The following is a 17,961-nucleotide window of genomic DNA, read 5'->3' on the forward strand; positions in this document are numbered from 1 at the left end:
ACCTTCTTTCGCGCATTCTGATGACAAGGAAAAGCAAAACATGCCCCAGGAAACAAAATCCCTGGGGCACGCAAACGGAGCCTTCCTCTCCGTGTTCACACGAAAAGAAGCCTGCTGTCCTGTCATCCTTCTCCCATCCAGACTATACTGTCGGCTCTAGATTCTCACTAGATCCTGCCTTGCGGCTCGCGGGCTTAAGACAATCCGTCCATCACCGCCGATCGGGAATTCCACCCTGCCCCGAAGGAAGTTATTCTGTTTCCTATTATTCTATTCCACCCTCTGAAAAAAAGCAAGGATAGGATATAGGGTATTGTGACAAATGATTGTCTACTGTTGAAAAAGGTCGCTGGATAAGTATCGTTCACCCGTGTCCGGGGCGATGCAAACCACATTTTTGCCCGGACCCAACCGTTTGGCCAAAAGCAGCGAGGCATAAACCGTCGCTCCCGAAGAGGGGCCCACGAGGATCCCTTCTTCCCGAGCCAACCTCCTCGTCGTTTCATACGCATCTTCATCCTTGATTCGGAAAATTTCATCATAAATGTTCTGATTCAAAATAGGAGGAATAAAACCCGGGCTTGTCCCCACCAGTTTATGCGGGCCCGGTTTCCCTCCGGATAAGACCGGCGATCCTTCCGGCTCCACCACACCGATGAAAAGCTGAGGGAAGACCTCTTTCAATCTCTCCCCCGTACCGGTAATGGTGCCGCCGGTTCCGGATGAGGCGATAAACCCTTCCAGATGGCCTCCGATCTCTCTGATCTGTTCAATGATTTCTTTCGCCGTCGTGAGACGGTGAATCTCCGGGTTTGCCGGGTTTTCAAACTGCATGGGGATGAAGCTATCCGGAATCTCCGCCGCCAGTTCCTGTGCCTTCCGGATGGAGCCGGGCATCTTCTCTGCCGCAGGGGTTAAGTAGACCTCCGCACCGTATGCTTTTAAGAGTTTAATCCTCTCCTCCGTGCTGTTATCCGGCATGACGATGATCAGCCGATACCCTTTTGCCGCCGCGTTCATCGCAAGTCCGATCCCGGTGTTTCCCGAGGTCGGTTCGATGAGGGTGCTTCTCCCAGGGCTGATGAGCCCCTTTTCCTCTGCGGTTTGCAGCATCCAATAGGCGGCTCGATCCTTCACGCTGCCGCTCGGATTGAAATATTCCAACTTGACGTAAACATCGGCATCCTCCTTTGTAGTGAGGCGGTTTAGCTTCACCAACGGAGTATGTCCAATCAGCTCGTAAATATGATGAACCACACGCACTTAAAGTCCCCCCAATCATCCTTCGGTACGACGTTATCGCCTCATGATCTCATTTCCCATGGGTCCATGTAGGATTTCCTCTATTATCCCCCTTTAAGAACAATTTGTAAACGAATGGGGGATATGATATCGTTACTAGAAAAAAGGATTGCTGTGACATGAAAAGTCTGGAATATATTGTACCGGTTCCGATGGGGATTGAAGCGATTGTGGCGAAGGAATTGAGAGAATTGGGATACGAGAAGCAAATCGTCGAGAATGGCAAAGTTCTTTTTCAGGGAGGGATGGAGGCGATTCCCCGCGCCAATCTCTGGCTTAGAACCGGGGATCGGGTCTTGATCAAAATGGCGGAATTCCATGCAACCACCTTTGAAGAACTCTTTCAAGGGACGAAAGCGATCCCCTGGGAAGAATGGCTTCCTAAAGAGGCGAAATTCCCGGTGTTGGGACGCTCCCATGCCTCTCAATTAAGCAGCGTCCCCGCCTGTCAAAGCATCGTAAAGAAAGCCGTCGTAGAAAGAATGAGGGAAAAATATCACCTCTCCTGGTTTGAGGAAACCGGTCCCCTCTACACCATCGAAGTAAGCCTCCTTAAGAATAAAGCGCTCATCACGTTGGACACCACAGGTCCCAGCCTCCACAAGCGGGGATACCGGGAGCTTACCGCCCAAGCTCCCATCAAAGAGACACTGGCCGCATCTCTTATCCTTTTAAGCCGCTGGAGTCCCGATCGTCCCTTTCACGATCCGGTTTGTGGCTCCGGGACGATTCCCATCGAAGCGGCCCTCCTTGGGCGAAACATCGCCCCCGGCCTACATCGAACCTTTCCCTCCCAAGAATGGAGCATCGTGCCCCAACGTCTCTGGGACCTGGCCAGGGGAGAGGCAAAAGATCTGGCGCGAAGAAATCTTCGCCTGGAAATCACCGGGACAGACCGGGATGAGAAAGTTCTCTCCTTGGCCCATTATCACAGCCGGCGGGCCGGGGTGAGTGAAACCATCCGTTTTCGTCCTTTGCCTGTGAAAGAGGTCACCTTAAAAGGGGAGTATGGGGTCTTGATCGCCAATCCCCCTTATGGAGAACGGATCGGAGGGGATCAAGAGGTGGAAGATTTGTATCGGCAGATGGGGCGGCTCTATGAGAGAAACCCGTCGTGGTCATTCTTCGTCATTACCTCCCATCCTGCTTTTGAAGCCCTGTTTGGGAAAAAAGCGACCAAAAACCGAAAACTATACAACGGGAGGATAGAAACCCACTATTATCAATATTTCGGCCCCTTCCCCCCCAGAAAAGAGGAAGAAGAGGCCTAATCGCCTTCCGTACGATTTTACGGAAGAAGTTTACGTTCTCTCCAGGATTCAGGCTTCAGGCCGCGAAGATGTGATGACCAATGGTGGCCAACGGTTTCCTGGACCAAATCCATTTCGATTTGGCCGTAGCCGGGTTAAAGAAAAAGAGAGCACCGTGCGTGGGATCATACCCCCGAATCGCATCGTAGACCGCTCTTCTGGCCGTTGCATCGGGAGTTTGCCAAATGGTTCCGTTGGCCACCGATTCAAAAGCATAGGGTTCATAGATGATTCCCTTAATGCTTTTGGGAAAGTCAGGTGATTCGAGACGGTTTAAGATAACCGCCGCCACCGCCACTTGACCCGCATAAGGCTCTCCATTTGCTTCCGCATGGACGACCCGGGTCAGAAGCCGGATCTCCTCTTCGGTAAAGGTGCGAGAATAGAGCGCTCTCCACGTTTTATCCCCGACGAGTCCATCCGCCTTAAGCCCATAATCTTTCTGGAAACGGAGGACCGCTTGGTAGGTTTCTTTGCCAAACCGCCCATCTTGTCTGCCCGTAAAAAACCCCAATTGATTTAACCGATGCTGCAGGTCGTAAACAAACCCCTGTTGATCACCATACCCCAAAAGGGGATTTGCCTCCGCCAAGCTGGGCAAAAAGGTGATGAGAAGAAGTGTTAAAAGAAAAAGAACCTTGGCCTGTTTCTTCATCACTCCACCGTCCTTTCGATTTTTTTGGATCGTACGGGCGGAGTCGTTTGGGCTAAGGTTAGTATAAAAGAAAAAGAAGGGATAGGAGCGCTTAATTTATGGGTCTAATCCCTTATATACGTATTTATTCTATTTTTTTCATAATTTAAGCCCATTCCTTGACGAACGGGGCTCTCATTCTTTTAAAAAAAGATCTTTCTTCACTTCCCATCGGATTAGCTCAATCCTTACCCCTTAGGGAAAAGACGGGCGGAAAGGAAGGAAAATGCCTTAGGAAAGAGGTTCTTCATGTGAATGACGAGTTTCATGTATCGAGGAAGGATCACTTCCCTGGGCTTTTTCTCGATCGCCTTGAGAATCGCCCTGACCACCTTCTCGGGGGGAAGCAGGAACTTTGCACCCCGCTTACCCAACACCCGCTCCATCTCCCCATCCTTGAAGAAGGGTGTGTCGATGGGGCCGGGGCAGATGGTCGTTACGTTTACGCCTGTCCCTAATAATTCGATGTATAAGCTTTCGGAAAAACCGACGATGGCAAACTTGGAGGCATTATACCCGGCGAAAAAGGGCGAGCCTAACTTGCCTGCGATCGAAGCCACATTGATGATATGCCCTTCTCTTTGAGAAAGCATCTGGGGGAGAAAGGCGCGGATCAGTCGGACGGACGCCAGGTAATTGACCGTCATCATCTTCTCCCAATCTTCCGGATCACCACGAACCACCGGATCAAAGACTCCAAATCCCGCATTATTAATGAGGAGATCCACTCGGCCAAAGCGGGATTGAATGAGCCGGCTCATTTTTTCCACCTCCTCTTTCCTGCTCAGATCGACCGGATAGATGAAGGCTTCTCCTCCCTGGGCGCGAATTTGGTTTGCCACTTCCGTTAGGGATTTTTCATTGCGGGCGGCTAGTAGAAGAGTGGCCCCGCTCCCTGCCAAGGCAAGGGCGATCCGCTTGCCGATGCCGCTGGAAGCGCCTGTGATGAAGAAAACTTTCCCCCGATGATTCTCCATTTCTCTCCATCTTCCTTTCACTCCATCTCCCAAAATCCGAATCCCTACGTCCCGGAAACAGGGGGCTCGAACTGAAGAAGGAGGGCTCTTGCCGGTGCCGCCTCCGTCGTAAGGAGGTGAAGGGGGGCAATAACCATGAAGTAATCCCCTTCCGGAACCTCTTTGAGGCGAAGCCCTTCCACGATCAAAATCCCTTGGCGAAAGAGGCGTTTGTGGGTGGGGTGCCCCGGCTGACTTCGTTCGATGCCAAGGGCGTCGATTCCAATCCCCCTCACTCCCGTTTCCGCCAGATACTCCGCCCCATCTTCACGTAAGAAGATAAAGTCGGGCCGGAAAGAATCGGTCTCCGAATTCTTCGTCTTCAAAAGGAGAAATTCCCCCTTTTGAATCCCGTGGGGAAGGAGATCTTCCTTCCCGATATGATCCTCTGCCTGCGTCAAATCAAGTACTCGGCATGGTCCAACCAAATCTTGCAGTGAGATGCTCCCAAAGTCCTCCCCTCCTGGAATCATATGAAGGGGAGCATCCACATGGGTTCCCGTATGGGCATCCAGATGAAGGCGGCTCTCCCGGGCTGAGGAGGCCGGGAAATCCTGAACCACCTCAATGCGGGGCTGCTTCTCCATTTTATTCTTGTAAACGGGCATCCCTTCAAAGATGGGTTGGGAGATGTCGTAGAGCTTATAGTTCATGGGGCAATCCCTCCTTCACCGGGGAACAAGGGCGATCCGCCGGGGTAAGCGGCCACCAATCGACGCCATCCTTCCGCAATAATTCATGGGCCGCTTCAGGCCCCATCGTTCCGGCGGCGTAAAAGTGTAGCTGCTTTCCTCCCGTATCCCGCAAAACTTGGGTAATCGGATCCACCCACTCCCATGCCCCGGCCACCTCATCCCAACGGGTAAAATTGGTGGTATCCCCGTGCAGGATGTCGTGAAGGAGGCGTTCGTAGGCTTCCGGGGAGTTATAGCCGATCCCGCTGTCTTTGCTAACCTCCATGGCGATGGGAAAGACCCCACCCGCCGTACCTGGCCGCTTGGCGTTCAGATGTAAGGTCATTCCTTCATCCGGTTGAATGTGAATGGTAAGAAGGTTCGGTCCCAGCTCCCCGCTCTTTTCAAAATAGAGGTTCATGGGAGGATTCTTAAACTGAACGGTAATCTCCGTCGATTTTACCGCCATCCTCTTCCCTGTACGAACGTAGAAGGGAACGCCTGCCCAACGAAAATTATCCACCATCAATTTCGCCGCCACATAGGTTTCGGTGACGGAGTCGGGGGCTACCTTGGCCTCCTGGCGATAAGCCGGAACGATCTCTTCCCCAATCTTTCCTTCCGTATATTGACCGCTCACCACATTTTGTAGGACCGCATCCCCCTCATACCGGCGCAGCGAGCGGAGCACCTTCACCTTTTCATCCCGAATCGCCTCGGTCTGAAGGCGGCTCGGCGGCTCCATGGCCACCATGGCCACCATCTGCAGAATATGGTTCTGTACCATGTCACGCAGCGCCCCCGCCTTCTCGTAATAACCACCCCGCTCCTCGACTCCCACCGTTTCGCTGGATGTGATCTGAACATTGTCGATGTATCGATTGTTCCATACCGGTTCGAAGATGGAATTGGCAAAGCGAATCACTTCGATATTTTGAACCATCTCTTTTCCCAGATAATGATCGATTCTATAAATCTCCTCCTCCGCGAAAACCTCCCGGATCTCTTGATTCAATTGTTCGGCCGAAGAAAGATCATGGCCAAAGGGCTTTTCAATCACCAATCGCTTCCACCCATTTGTCCGGGTGAGGCCTGCAGTATGGAGATTTTTGGCAATCAATCCAAAAAAGTCGGGTGCCATCGATAAGTAAAAAATGCGATTTCCCTTTAAGGAAAAATGTTCATCCAATTGGATTAGCGTCGTTTGCAACGTTTCAAATCCCGCTTTATCGTGTATATCAAGGGATTGATAAAAAAAATGTTTCGCAAACGCCGCCCACTCTTCTTGCCCCGGTAAGGAGAAGCGGGAGTGGCGGGCAATCGAGTCTTTTACCCGCCGATGGTACTCCTCTCGGGTAAGAGGACTTCTGGCCAGGCCGATGACGGCAAAGTCATGGGATAATATCCCTTGTTTATATAGGCTGTAGAGGGCGGGATAGAGCTTCCTCTTTGCCAAATCTCCGGTTGCCCCAAAGAGGAGCACCGCTGCTGGATGACTTTCATTTCTTTTCATGGTTCGCCTTCCTCGCGTTTATGGTCTTCCATAGTATCCCCATTTTTCATAACCTGTGTAACCGGGATATCATCCTCATTTTAGCACAGCGGAACAAAAAAGTACCACCTTGACGACATCCCTTCCCTTTTTCACCCTTTCATCCCCTCCTGAATACTCTAATTTCGTACCGAAGCCGATGGGCAGATATCACGATGGGAGGTTGATAAGATGTGCGGAATATCGGGTTGGATTGATTGGGTGAATGACCCCGGGGGACAGACGGACACCTTGGAGGAGATGAATGAACGGATCAGCCCCCGAGGCCCCGATGATGCGGGATTTTGGGCGAAGGGGCCAGCCGCCTTTACGCATCGCCGCCTGGTGGTGGTAGACCCCGCAGGGGGAAAGCAGCCGATGATCCGGGCAAAAGAGGGACGACTCTATGTCCTCGTGTACAACGGGGAATTGTATAATACGGAGGAGTTGCGCCGGGAACTTCGCGAAAAGGGCTATTCCTTCGAAGGGCATTCGGATACGGAAGTCCTCCTCCTCTCATACATCGAATGGGGTCCTGCGTGCGTTGAGCGCTTGAACGGCATCTATGCCTTTGCCATTTGGGATGAGGGAAGGGAACAGCTCTTCATGGCCCGGGACCGGATCGGGGTAAAGCCCCTCTTCTACTATGAAACGCCCCATGGCCTGATCTTCGCCTCAGAGATCAAGGCCCTTCTCGCCAATCCCCTCGTTCCCAGCCGAATCGATGGGGAGGGATTGGCCGAGATCTTCGCACTGGGACCGGGGCGGACACCGGGAGTGGGTGTCTTCCGGGGAATAAAGGAGGTTTTACCAGGAGATTCGATTCTTTTTGATCGAAACGGACTACGAATCATCCCCTATTGGCGTTTGGAAAGCAAACCCCATGAAGATGACCTGGAGAAAACCATCGCCACCGTGAGAGAACTGGTACTGGATGCGGTGGAGCGGCAGCTCGTCTCCGATGTTCCCGTATGCTCCTTTCTCTCCGGGGGCTTGGACTCCAGCGCCATCTCCGCCGTCGCCTCCCGCTACTATCAGGAGCGTCGGGGAGAGGTCCTCCATACCTTCTCCGTCGATTATGTGGAGAACGACCGCTACTTTAGGAAAAATGAATTCCAGCCCAACCCCGACGCCCCCTGGGTGGAGAAGATGGTCCGTTACCTCGGTACCCATCATCATCCGGTTCTCATCGACACCCCGGAACTATACGAATCTCTCTTTCCCGCCCTGATCGCCCGGGATCTCCCGGGAATGACCGATGTGGATTCTTCCCTCCTCCTCTTCAGCGCGGAAATTAAGAAGTGGGCAACCGTCGCCCTCTCCGGCGAATGCGCCGACGAGATTTTCGCCGGTTACCCCTGGTTCTTCCGGGAGGATCTCATCACCGCCCCCACCTTCCCCTGGTCGGTGAAGCTGAAGGACCGCATTCGCTACCTCTCTCCCGAATTGGTGGAAGCGATTCGTCCGGAAGAATATGTGGCACATCGGTATGAGGAGGCACTGAGCGAAGTTCCCCGCCTCCCCGGAGAATCGGAACAGGAAGCCCGTATGCGGGAGATTCAATACCTAAGCCTCACCCGCTGGATGCCTGTCCTCCTCGACCGGAAAGACCGGATGAGCATGGCGGTCGGCCTTGAAGTCCGCGTTCCCTTCGCCGACCACCGCATCGTGGAATACCTGTGGAATGTTCCGTGGGAGTGGAAGGCTCTCCACGGGAGGGAAAAGGGGCTCCTCCGCGCCGCTCTTACGGGAATCCTCCCGGCCGAAGTGCTGGAGCGGAAGAAGAGCCCTTATCCCAAGACCCATAATCCTTCTTATCTCGCCGCGGTAAAACAGGGAATGTACCGGCTGCTGGACGATCCCCACTCTCCGATCCTTCCCCTGATTCACCGGAAAGAAGTGATGAAATTGCTTGAGGAAGCCACACCGGAAAGCCACCTCCCCTGGTTCGGCCAATTGATGAACGTTCCCCAACTCTTCGCCTATCTCATCCAGGTGAACGCTTGGCTGAAGGAATATCGGGTGGAAATCACTCTCTGAAAGAAGTTGCGGTATCCCTGTTTCATCAAAGAAAGAACGATAGCTGGGGCACCTTTATATCACCTTGATCAGCAACGACATGTATTAGACCGTTTTTTAGATCAATCTTCCACAAAGGAGAGATCGTCCAGCTATTGGGGATAGCTTTATAAACCCGTGTACACACGGAGAAGAAGGTCTACTTCTTTTGAGAGCCAACTGTTGAAGTCGGGCAAACGGTATAACTTCCATTCCGTTTCATGATCTGGATTCTGGACTCCGAGGTAAGCATCTTTTACTTGATTCGGATCGGTAAAGAGGAGTAAATCTTTATGCGGAAAATCGTTCGTCCCTGGCTTCGGCTTATAAGGCTCAAAGGTAAGAAGTACCGAATAAAACCGATCTTTCAACGTTGCCCCCACATTCAGTAATTGATCTAATTCATTTGAGTCCATTTTTTCAGTTTCAAGTTCGATTCCGATCCCGCCCCTTTGAGCAACCCATAACAAATTTTGGATATCAACAACAATCCCCATAGGATCCGAAATGGATGGATCGTTAAAAGGAAAAACTTCTGTTCCCCTTTTCACCGTAACCTGGATCAGTTTCTTCATGGACGATTCCTTATGTTGAGAATCAGAAAGATTTTGCCTTCCCGTGTTTTGGGAAATACCTTGGGCAGATTGGCTTACATTTTCTTCCCTGTTTATTCCGTTATTGGCACTACAAGAAGAAAGAAAGATCATACAAGCCAGTAAAACTCCAAAGGATAGCCCCCTTTTTTTCACTAAAAAAAACCTCCCCCCGCTTTCACAAATAAACATTGGAACGATATCACACCATGATCATCGCAAAGTCTCACTCATGGTGGAATGCGCTCCCTCGCTTTATAAACTCCAAAACAGTAAAAAATTCTTGTAGAAACGACTATAATTGAACGAATTGAACGTAAGATCGCAAAAAAACTTGGAAGATCTCAGGTTACAAAACCGGATGAAAGCCCCCTTGAAAGAATAAGGAAACCTCTTTTTAAGGTCAAACCTCATCTCATGAAAAAAGTCGAATCATCTAGATCAACCCCTTCATCCCTCTCAGGATCCGTTGCAGGAAAACCCGAAGCGTGTCCCCGCAGGTAACGGTCGGCCAGGAGACCGCCTCTTCCAGAAGAATCTTTACCCTTTCCCATGCCTCTAAGGCGATTTTCCTCCCCTCTTCCCTCGCCTTCCCATCGGTAAGCGACTCCATCCGGGCAAAGGCGAGGATTAACTCCAGACCCTTTTTCATTGCATCGGACCAGCGGCCATAGTCGGTGATCCAAAGGGAGATCTCCTGCAACAAGGGAATCTCTTTTCCCTTTTCCCGCAGTACTTCATAGGCTCTCTTCATCGCAGTGACCCGCTCCATATAGCGGGAGATCGCCTCCTCCCTCTTTCCCACATTGAGAAGAGATTGAAATTCTTTCACGAAGGAAACATAGAGAGGGGGCTCCTCCGGAACCAGGGGGCTTATCGTCACCGCTTCGGCAAATTCTTTAAAAGCCGCGATGAGAGCATCCCCGAAATCCTTTCCCCTTAGTTCCTCCTTTACCGCCTCTATCCAGCTCTTGTCCGGATCGTAGCCTTCCGGATCCGAAAAAAACCGGGCTGCTGTCCCCAAAGGAATGCGGGAAGCGAGAGGTAAGCTCATGGGATTGAGGAAAACCCCCCTGGTTCCGGTGAGAAGGGAAGAATCCCGTCCCCGGTAAGGACCGATATGTAATTCCGGCTCCATGTAAACATCATTCACCGGATAATTGTCCCAGATGAGGGGGGCTCTTCCCATCGCTTTCCACACCTCCCGCAGATGTTCCTCGGAAATGGCAGGGGAACAGATGGCAGGACCCGTCCAGAAGAGATCCACCTCTTCGGGAAGACGCCGCCCCAATTCGATAAGATAAGGATGATCCGGCTCTCCCGCATAATACGTGGGGCAGAAGATGAGATTTAGTCCGTCCCCCTTCCCTTTTTCCAGAAGGCGCAGCGCGAAATCGGCCTGGGCCTCCGCCAGATTGGCATAGCGCTTCTTATCCGCCTTATGTCTTAATTCAAAGGGAATATCGTCAAAGAATAGCCCCAACCTCTTTAATCCCATATCGATAAAGGGGGATACCTTCTTCCATAAAGCCTCCAGTTCCGTCGGATCGGAATACGTGAGGCTTAAGCCGGGGCTTAGGGCCATCATCACTTCCACATTGGCCTCCCCACCGACCCGAAAGAGATCTTGAAACTCCTGTAATTTCTCCTCGGGATAGGGCTCCCGCCACCTTTCCCTGTGGTAAGGATCTCCCTTCGGCGCATAGATGTAGGCGTTATACCCCTTCTCTCCCATCCACCGAAGAAGCTCCTTTCTTTCCTCCGGCTTCCATACCGGACCGTAGAAACCTTCGATCACGCCCTGTAACCAACCCTTCATCGCCATTCTCCTCTCCTCCTCATCTGTGGTTTAGAAAAAAGCCGTATTCACCATCTTCACCATCTATCGAAAAAAATAATAGGAACAATTTCTTTTTATCATTTTACTAAATCATAGATCATCCCGTAAAATGATGGCAAAGAATTTTAAAACTTTTTGGTAAGGGTGGGATGATGAACCGGAAAAATAAACCCCTTTTCGTCCTCGTGGGAGGAATGTCCGCGTTGGCCATTGTGATGGGAATCGGACGCTTTGCCTATACCCCGATTTTGCCCTACCTTCAAGATTTCGTTCATCTTTCGAGTGGGACGGCAGGCTACCTGGCTTCATCCAATTATTTGGGCTACCTGTTGGGAGCCCTCTTTGCCGGGATTTTCAGGTGGAAGGGAGGCAAAACCTTTCCACTTCGAATTTTTTTGGCCCTTAATATCTTGACGACCGTCGCCATGGGATTAACCGATCATCTCCCGCTTTGGTTTATCCTTCGCTTTCTGTCGGGTTTAAGCAGCGGCGTTGTTTTCGTGCTTGCTTCCAGCCTTACGCTTGACGTTCTCGCACGTGCCGGGAAGCCTGTATGGGCAGGGTCGTTCTACAGCGGCGTAGGCATCGGTATTTTTTTCACAGGCCTTTTGGTCCCATGGTTGAACCATTACTTTGGTTGGCAGGGAACTTGGATCGGCGTCGGGCTACTTTCCTTTTTCCTAAGCCCTTTCACGATCGGATGGTTACGGGAGGATCTTTCACCCCAACGGGAGGGACCTCCACCCGATCGCTTAAGCACATCTCTTCCCGGCAAGAATAAGATCCTTCCATGGTTGGTTGCCGCCTACGGCTGTGAAGGGATGGGGTATATCGTAAGCGGAACGTTCTTGGTTGCCTTGGTCCGAGAGATTCCCTCATTAAACCATGATCCCGCTTTAAGCTGGGTGATCGTCGGACTGGCCGCCATCCCCTCTTCAGTGCTTTTGGCGCAGGCCGCCGCGAAATGGGGGGATCTGAATGTGTTGCAAACCGCCTATTTTCTCCAGATGATCGGCGTCATTTTGCCCACCCTCTTATATAATTCATATGGGGCATTGGCCGGATCATTGCTATTTGGCGGAACCTTTATGGGGATTACGACATTGGCCGTCTCCGCCGGAAGGCGGATGGCTTCTCGGGAAAGCAGCAAGGTGATCGGTCTTCTCACCTTCGTCTATGGCGTAGGCCAGATGGCGGGTCCTTCCCTGGCAGGCTTCTTCATCACCGGCACCGGGAATTACACCTCTTCGTTGCTATTTGCAGCCGTTGTCCTTGGATGCGGAATGCTCTTCCTAGGGGCTGGGCAGATCAAAGCTTCTAAAGAGAAGATTGCAGGAAGTGGTCATGGCTCCGCCATGCGCCCATAACGTACAGAAAAGGAGGATAAAAAAATGCCGTATGTGAACATTAAGGTAACCAAGGAAAAAATTCCGGTTACGGCGGAACAAAAAGAGCGGCTAATTCAAGGCGTAACCCGGCTGCTTCAAGAAGTCCTGGGTAAAAACCCCAAAACTACGGTGGTCGTCATCGATGAAGTGGATACGGACAATTGGGGCATCGGAGGAGAGTCGGTGACCATAAGGCGAAAACGCGGTGAGTAGGCCAAACCCCGTTCCGCATCCTTCGTGGGACGGGGTTTGCTCTCCCCATCTTCAGATGCGTACCATTCCCAATCCCTTTGCCTAGCATATCCGAAATGAACAAGACCAAACCTATGAATTCCATTCTTCTTTCGATGGACCATACAGACCGGGAACACGCAGGCCGGCTTGGCGCATCAAGACGGTCATTTTCCCCCGATGATGGGCCTGATGCTGAATTCCATTATTTCAGAAACCGAAAGATTTTCCTTGACCCTCCGTTTTAAACTCGATAAGATGGAAATGGTATACATAAACGGTTCAAGGGAGGAATGGGTATGCTGCAAGGATTATCTCTTACCTGGGATCTGGAGAAGATCTTTCCAGGTGGGAGCCAATCGGAAGAGTTAAACCGCTTCATGGAAGATCTGAAGCAACGTTTAGACGCTTTACAACAAGAGATATCTTCGGGGAGAGCCCCGCAAACCCTGGAAGAGGCCAAAAATTGGGCGAAAGTGATCGACAATATCGAAGAGCTCTCCGGGCACCTAGCGGAGGTCGGGGCTTTCCTCAGTTGCCTCACCGCCCAAAATGTGAAGGATGAGAAGGCGAAGCTTCTTTACGGAAGGATACAGCAATACTTCGCAGACTTTACAAGCACCTTAACCTCTTTGGATGAGCAGATTCTAAAGATTCCCGATGAGGTCTGGAATCAGCTCCTTCGGGAAGAATTCCTGCGGGAGATCTCCTTTCCACTGGAGGAGCGCCGGGAGAAGGCAAAGGTGCGCATGGATCCTGTGCTGGAGCGTCTTGCCACCGATCTTTCGGTGGACGGATACCACGCCTGGGGAGAGTATTACAACACCGTCGTGGGGAGAATTACCATCCCTTTTGAAATAGACGGGGAGAAAAAAGAATTGTCCGTCGGCCAGGCCAACAACCTCCTGGATCATGAAGATCGAAACGTGCGCAGGGCCCTTTTTTCCAAATACGAAGAAGCATGGGCCGACGCTGCAGAGCTTACCTCAGGCGTCTTAAATCACCTGGGAGGATTCCGCTTGGCCCTTTATAAGAATCGAGGCTGGGATTCCGTCTTGAAGGAGCCCCTTGAATATAACCGTATGACCGAAGAGACGTTGGAGGCCATGTGGGCCACGGTAGAGAAAAATAAAGAGATCCTGGTCCGATACCTGGAGCGGAAGGCGCGCCTTCTGGGACTTGATCGGTTAAGCTGGTTTGATGTGGACGCCCCCTTGCGGAAATCGGCCGCAAAAATCTCCTACGATGAAGGAGCCCATTTCATCGTAGAGCAGTTTAGGCGCTTTAACCCGAAGATGGCCGATTTCGCCGCCCATGCCTTTACGAACCGGTGGATTGAAGCCGAAGACCGACCGGGAAAACGGCCGGGAGGGTTTTGCACCAACTTCCCCTTAACGAAAGAGTCCCGCATCTTCATGACCTACAGCGGTACCATGAAAAATGTCTCTACACTGGCCCACGAATTGGGGCACGCCTATCACCAATCGGTGATGAATGATCTTCCTTACTTGGCTCAGGATTATGCCATGAACGTGGCGGAGACGGCCTCCACCTTCGCCGAGATGATCGTCTCCGATGCCGCCTTGAAGAAGGCCTCATCGAAGGAGGAGAAAATTGCACTTCTTGACGATAAGCTCTCCCGGGCCATCGCCTTCTTCATGAATCTTCATGCACGCTTCCTCTTTGAGCTTGATTTCTATACCGAGCGGAAGAAAGGTCCCGTCAGTGTGGATCGGCTAAATGAACTGATGGCAGCTGCCCAGAAGAGGGCGTACAAAGAATCGCTGCAGCAGTACCATCCGTATTTCTGGGAATCGAAGCTTCATTTCTATATCACCGAAGTTCCTTTTTATAATTTCCCGTACACCTTCGGTTTCCTTTTCAGCTCCGGAATCTACGCCAGAGCATTGGCGGAAGGACCGGCCTTCGCCCCTCGCTACGAGGCTCTCCTCGGGGATACAGGCCGCATGAAGGTGGAGGATCTGGCGAAGAAACATCTTGGCGAGGACCTCACCAAGTCCGACTTCTGGCAGAGCGCCGTCGATCTCACCCTCGCCGATGCGAAGGAATTCCTAAAATTGACGGAGTAGAAGGGTAAGGCCCCTATGAGGATAGATGCGAGTTTAAGGTCATGAAGCACGGTCATGGAGCACGTGATCTGGAAAAATCTTCGCCTCTCCTCAGGGGGCCATTTTGATCCTAACCAGGTAGAAGATCTCCCGGCTCCTCTCCCATATCCCGCCCGTTCCTTCCGGAATAAAGTACTTTTCGATACCATACCGGAGATTCACTTGTTGTCCGGAATCATCGCCCCATGTTACTCTCCCTTTTAAGGAAACGTCTTGATCCCCCTTCCTCCCCCGTGTCCGGCAGACGCCGGCGGCCTCAAACACCTCTCCATGAGGCTTGAGAAGATTCCTTTCTCCACCTAACCTTTTTCCCTATTTCTTCGCGATCCGCTCTGTTACTATCTTGGATGGTCAGCTCTCTTTCCCCTGGGGCATTCCCTCTCCGGATGGATCAAAGGAGAGGCGAACGTGCGGCAGGGGACGGTTTTTCGCTTCTTCCAGGGAAAGAACATCCCGGTTGGGCAGTTGTGCGATGCACACCCGGATCTGTTGGCAGAGTTCCTCCACATCGAGCCCCCAGTGTTTGGGTCGATATTGCTCCAGATAATGGAGGGCGGTCTTCAGCATCCCTCTGGCTCCCTTTACATTTCCGTATTCATAATGGTAGAGCGCCACGGAGAGTTGGATCAAACCTTGTAAGAAGCGGTTTTGCTTCTCCGCCAACCAGATTTCCTCAAGGAGGTCGTGGCACTCATAGTACTCCCCTTTATGAAACTTTTCTAAAAAAAGATCATATTCTTTGGGATAAGAATTTCCCCATGACGGCTCCAAGACACCCCGCTACTCCCTTCTTTCATGCAGTTTAACCTAAAATCTTCGTTTCCGTTTTATCGACAGAGTGGATGTGATATAATATCCATCATGAAAAGAACTACAGGTGAAGAAAATGTCTCAACTTATTCATAATTATCCCTTATGGGCGAGCATTTGGGCCATTCTTATTGCCCAATTTCTAAAAATTCCCCTCTATTATATGCACCATAAAAAATGGGATTTCGAGCTTTTCTTCAGTACCGGAAGAATGCCGAGCTCCCATTCCGCGGCCGTTGCGGCGCTCACCGTTTCTTTAGGAATCCAGGAAGGGTGGAATTCTCCTTCATTTGCCATCGGTTTCATTCTCGCCTCGATCGTTATGTTTGACGCGGCAGGTATACGCCGCCATGCCGGTGAACATGCCGCCCTCTTAAATCAGATTTTTTTCGGCACGACAACTCCTTCAGGAGCTGCCCCCGATGAAAAAAAGAACGTAGAAGAAGAAAAGGAACCTGGGATGAAACCCCTTGAAGAACTGTTGGGACATAAGCCCATCGAAGTGGCCGGAGGAGCCCTTCTAGGGATCCTGGTCGCTCTCGCCTTAGCTTAATGTTCCCGCACCCTTCCCATTTATACTTTTCCTCTCCCCCGCCAAATGCCCCTTAAAACATGCGGTACCCATGCCGCCTCAATGCCCGAATCGCCACACTGCTTAACACCCCACCGAGGACGCCGGACAGCAGGATCACGATATCTACCCACTTGAGCCCCCCCGTGGCCACCCAGGCGATGAGAAACACGCCTCCGCTTAATACGCTGGGCAGCCATGTGGTTTTAAGGAGCATATTTAAGATGAAGCCGATTCCAAAGAATAGAACCATAAAAAGCGGAATTGAAATGATAAACTGGGCAATGTTCATCTCTGCTTTCCCCCATATCTAGCTTCCTTCTCCCCCTCAGTGTACTGAAAAGGGAAAGAGCGGTCAATCGAGAACGACCGCCCTGCCCATATCCCTTATCCATACGTCTTTTACTTTTAAAAAAGATTAACCGAATAGGCGTCCCTTCTTGAGGACCAATGAAACGCCACCCAATTTGTAGAGATAGCGCAGATCGGAGGCCTTCTTCATGAGGCGGGCCGATCCCCCTTTGAGGCGAATCTTCCCCACCACTCCGATGCCGTCACTTCTCCCCAGAGAGGCAAGAGTTCCCTGAATGGAAGGCGTAAATTCCTCCAAGGTTCCGCCTCTGAGCAAGGAGAGAAGATTCTTCGCACAATTTTCGCCTTGTTGGGTAGCGATTTGGGCCGTCGGAGGATAGGGTCTTCCTTCCTTGGTAAAGACGACGGAAGCATCGCCGATGACAAAAACATCTTCATAACCAGGCGCCCGTAAAGCTGGATCTACCTTCACCCTCCCGCGAACCGTCTCAAATCCGGCCTCCTCCAAGAGGTGGTTGCCCCGTACCCCGCCTGTCCAGATGACCGTCTTGGAAAGAATGTTCTCCCCATTGGCCAATTCAATGCCTTCGGCGGTACATGACTTAATAGGTGTATTAATCCGGAATTCAACTCCTTTGGCCTGAAGGCGCTCCATCGCATACTCCACCAGTTCTTTATCAAAGCCGGGCAGTACGGTGGGAGCCGCCTCCACACTAATGATCCGCACTTTTTCCCGCGGGATGTCAAATTGCCTACATAGATCGGGCATCCGATCCGCCAGCTCCCCGACAAATTCAATACCGGTAAATCCGGCACCTCCTACAACGATGGTTAGGTACGACTCTTGTTCCCCTTCCTCATGGTATCTCGAAAAAGTATATTCAATATGTTCACGGATGGTGCGAACGGCATTAAGGCTGGTAATGCCGAAGGCATATTCCCTTAGGCCCTGGATGCCAAAGGTCTCCGGCTCGCTCCCCAATGCAATCACCAAATAATCATAATGAAGTTCCCCATCATGGAGAATAACCCTTTTTTCTTTGGGGTCAATGGCTTCAACCGTTCCCTTCCGGAAATGGATCAGATCGGTGTTAATAATCTCGTCAATGTTTACTTTAACCGCTTCTTGGGGTGCCGTGCCCGCTGCCGGTTCGTGAAGGTGAGTGGTCATATAATGGTAATTATGCTTATTCACCAGCGTAACTTCCGCCTCATTATACTGTATATCCCTCTGTAGATGGATCGCGGTCATCAAGCCTCCATACCCGGCCCCCAAAATCAATACCTTTGGTACTGTCATTTTTATCCTTCCCCTCTCTTGCCTGAGACTTCTTTTTGACGACGGTCCCAAGCCTAGTTTCTCCTACTCCCATAAATCTTTGCAAAGACTTTGTACTTACGTTCACAAATATGTTACAATATTTATTGTAGGAGCTTTTTCACTATTTGACAAGTGAAAAAGCTCACAATAGAAATTTTTCCCCTCTCTATTCCATCCACTG

Annotated in this window: 17 protein-coding genes, 1 pseudogene and 1 riboswitch; of the genes and pseudogenes, 6 read left to right on the top strand and 12 right to left on the bottom strand. The window is 51.2% G+C overall.

Annotated elements, in window-relative coordinates:
• Positions 1 to 121: 121 nt before the first annotated feature.
• A riboswitch (FMN riboswitch) is annotated at positions 122 to 252 on the bottom strand.
• 78 nt (positions 253 to 330) lie between these two features.
• Positions 331 to 1,263, bottom strand: a complete 933-nt coding sequence (gene cysK, locus THEAE_RS0114600) for a cysteine synthase A (RefSeq protein ID WP_028987988.1) — start codon at positions 1,261 to 1,263, stop codon at positions 331 to 333.
• Positions 1,264 to 1,421: 158 nt separating this feature from the next.
• Between cysK and THEAE_RS0114605 the strand changes: the two genes are divergently transcribed.
• A complete protein-coding gene (locus THEAE_RS0114605) occupies positions 1,422 to 2,573 on the top strand; it encodes a THUMP domain-containing class I SAM-dependent RNA methyltransferase (RefSeq protein WP_028987989.1) in 1,152 nt (383 codons plus the stop codon).
• A gap of 55 nt (positions 2,574 to 2,628) precedes the next feature.
• Here the strand turns inward: THEAE_RS0114605 and sleB are convergent, their stop codons facing one another.
• From sleB to zwf, 4 genes are all read right to left on the bottom strand, one after another.
• Entirely contained in the window at positions 2,629 to 3,267 is a 639-nt protein-coding gene (gene sleB / locus THEAE_RS0114610) for a spore cortex-lytic enzyme (RefSeq protein WP_028987990.1), read from the bottom strand.
• A 227-nt stretch (positions 3,268 to 3,494) separates the two neighbouring features.
• Positions 3,495 to 4,283 carry an SDR family NAD(P)-dependent oxidoreductase gene (locus THEAE_RS0114615; protein WP_028987991.1) on the bottom strand — a complete coding sequence of 263 codons (789 nt, stop codon included), beginning with the start codon at positions 4,281 to 4,283 and terminating at the stop codon, positions 3,495 to 3,497.
• Between the two features lie 44 nt (positions 4,284 to 4,327).
• Positions 4,328 to 4,975 (bottom strand): cyclase family protein, encoded by a 648-nt coding sequence (locus tag THEAE_RS0114620; RefSeq protein WP_028987992.1) that lies wholly within the window; start codon positions 4,973 to 4,975, stop codon positions 4,328 to 4,330.
• Entirely contained in the window at positions 4,965 to 6,509 is a 1,545-nt protein-coding gene (zwf, locus tag THEAE_RS0114625) for a glucose-6-phosphate dehydrogenase (RefSeq protein ID WP_028987993.1), read from the bottom strand. The genes THEAE_RS0114620 and zwf overlap by 11 nt, the downstream gene beginning before the upstream one ends.
• A gap of 210 nt (positions 6,510 to 6,719) precedes the next feature.
• Between zwf and asnB the strand changes: the two genes are divergently transcribed.
• Positions 6,720 to 8,567 (top strand): asparagine synthase (glutamine-hydrolyzing), encoded by a 1,848-nt coding sequence (gene asnB / locus THEAE_RS0114630; protein ID WP_028987994.1) that lies wholly within the window; start codon positions 6,720 to 6,722, stop codon positions 8,565 to 8,567.
• 146 nt (positions 8,568 to 8,713) lie between these two features.
• Here the strand turns inward: asnB and THEAE_RS0114635 are convergent, their stop codons facing one another.
• Positions 8,714 to 9,160: a hypothetical protein gene (locus tag THEAE_RS0114635; RefSeq protein WP_156920643.1), complete on the bottom strand. Its 447-nt coding sequence runs from the start codon at positions 9,158 to 9,160 to the stop codon at positions 8,714 to 8,716.
• 454 nt (positions 9,161 to 9,614) lie between these two features.
• Complete coding sequence (locus THEAE_RS22205; RefSeq protein WP_052330046.1) at positions 9,615 to 11,003, bottom strand: protein O-GlcNAcase; 1,389 nt, start codon at positions 11,001 to 11,003, stop codon at positions 9,615 to 9,617.
• A gap of 167 nt (positions 11,004 to 11,170) precedes the next feature.
• On the opposite strand from THEAE_RS22205, the gene THEAE_RS0114645 reads away from it, so the two are divergent.
• Positions 11,171 to 12,385 (top strand): YbfB/YjiJ family MFS transporter, encoded by a 1,215-nt coding sequence (locus THEAE_RS0114645; protein ID WP_052330048.1) that lies wholly within the window; start codon positions 11,171 to 11,173, stop codon positions 12,383 to 12,385.
• A 24-nt stretch (positions 12,386 to 12,409) separates the two neighbouring features.
• Positions 12,410 to 12,619, top strand: coding sequence for a tautomerase family protein (locus THEAE_RS0114650; protein ID WP_005588251.1), 210 nt, complete (start codon positions 12,410 to 12,412; stop codon positions 12,617 to 12,619).
• A 111-nt stretch (positions 12,620 to 12,730) separates the two neighbouring features.
• On the opposite strand, the pseudogene THEAE_RS22700 reads toward THEAE_RS0114650, so the two are convergent.
• Positions 12,731 to 12,838: pseudogene (locus THEAE_RS22700) on the bottom strand (DinB family protein); the annotation flags it as partial.
• 98 nt (positions 12,839 to 12,936) lie between these two features.
• Here THEAE_RS22700 and THEAE_RS0114655 point away from each other — a divergent pair.
• Positions 12,937 to 14,727 (top strand): M3 family oligoendopeptidase, encoded by a 1,791-nt coding sequence (locus THEAE_RS0114655; RefSeq protein ID WP_028987997.1) that lies wholly within the window; start codon positions 12,937 to 12,939, stop codon positions 14,725 to 14,727.
• A 90-nt stretch (positions 14,728 to 14,817) separates the two neighbouring features.
• Here the strand turns inward: THEAE_RS0114655 and THEAE_RS0114660 are convergent, their stop codons facing one another.
• Both THEAE_RS0114660 and THEAE_RS0114665 read right to left on the bottom strand, forming a co-directional pair.
• Positions 14,818 to 15,030, bottom strand: a complete 213-nt coding sequence (locus tag THEAE_RS0114660; RefSeq protein WP_028987998.1) for a hypothetical protein — start codon at positions 15,028 to 15,030, stop codon at positions 14,818 to 14,820.
• A gap of 87 nt (positions 15,031 to 15,117) precedes the next feature.
• On the bottom strand, positions 15,118 to 15,537 hold the full coding sequence (locus THEAE_RS0114665) for a DUF309 domain-containing protein (RefSeq protein WP_005588256.1): 420 nt from the start codon (positions 15,535 to 15,537) through the stop codon (positions 15,118 to 15,120).
• 115 nt (positions 15,538 to 15,652) lie between these two features.
• Here THEAE_RS0114665 and THEAE_RS0114670 point away from each other — a divergent pair, with 115 nt between their 5' ends.
• Entirely contained in the window at positions 15,653 to 16,129 is a 477-nt protein-coding gene (locus THEAE_RS0114670; RefSeq protein ID WP_005588258.1) for a divergent PAP2 family protein, read from the top strand.
• A gap of 52 nt (positions 16,130 to 16,181) precedes the next feature.
• Here the strand turns inward: THEAE_RS0114670 and THEAE_RS0114675 are convergent, their stop codons facing one another.
• Positions 16,182 to 16,439, bottom strand: coding sequence for a YuiB family protein (locus THEAE_RS0114675; RefSeq protein WP_005588259.1), 258 nt, complete (start codon positions 16,437 to 16,439; stop codon positions 16,182 to 16,184).
• A 126-nt stretch (positions 16,440 to 16,565) separates the two neighbouring features.
• Positions 16,566 to 17,759, bottom strand: a complete 1,194-nt coding sequence (locus tag THEAE_RS0114680) for an NAD(P)/FAD-dependent oxidoreductase (protein WP_005588260.1) — start codon at positions 17,757 to 17,759, stop codon at positions 16,566 to 16,568.
• Positions 17,760 to 17,961 lie beyond the last annotated feature (202 nt).

The sequence above is a fragment of the Thermicanus aegyptius DSM 12793 genome (assembly GCF_000510645.1).
In the GTDB taxonomy this organism is placed as follows: Bacteria; Bacillota; Bacilli; order Thermicanales; family Thermicanaceae; genus Thermicanus; species Thermicanus aegyptius.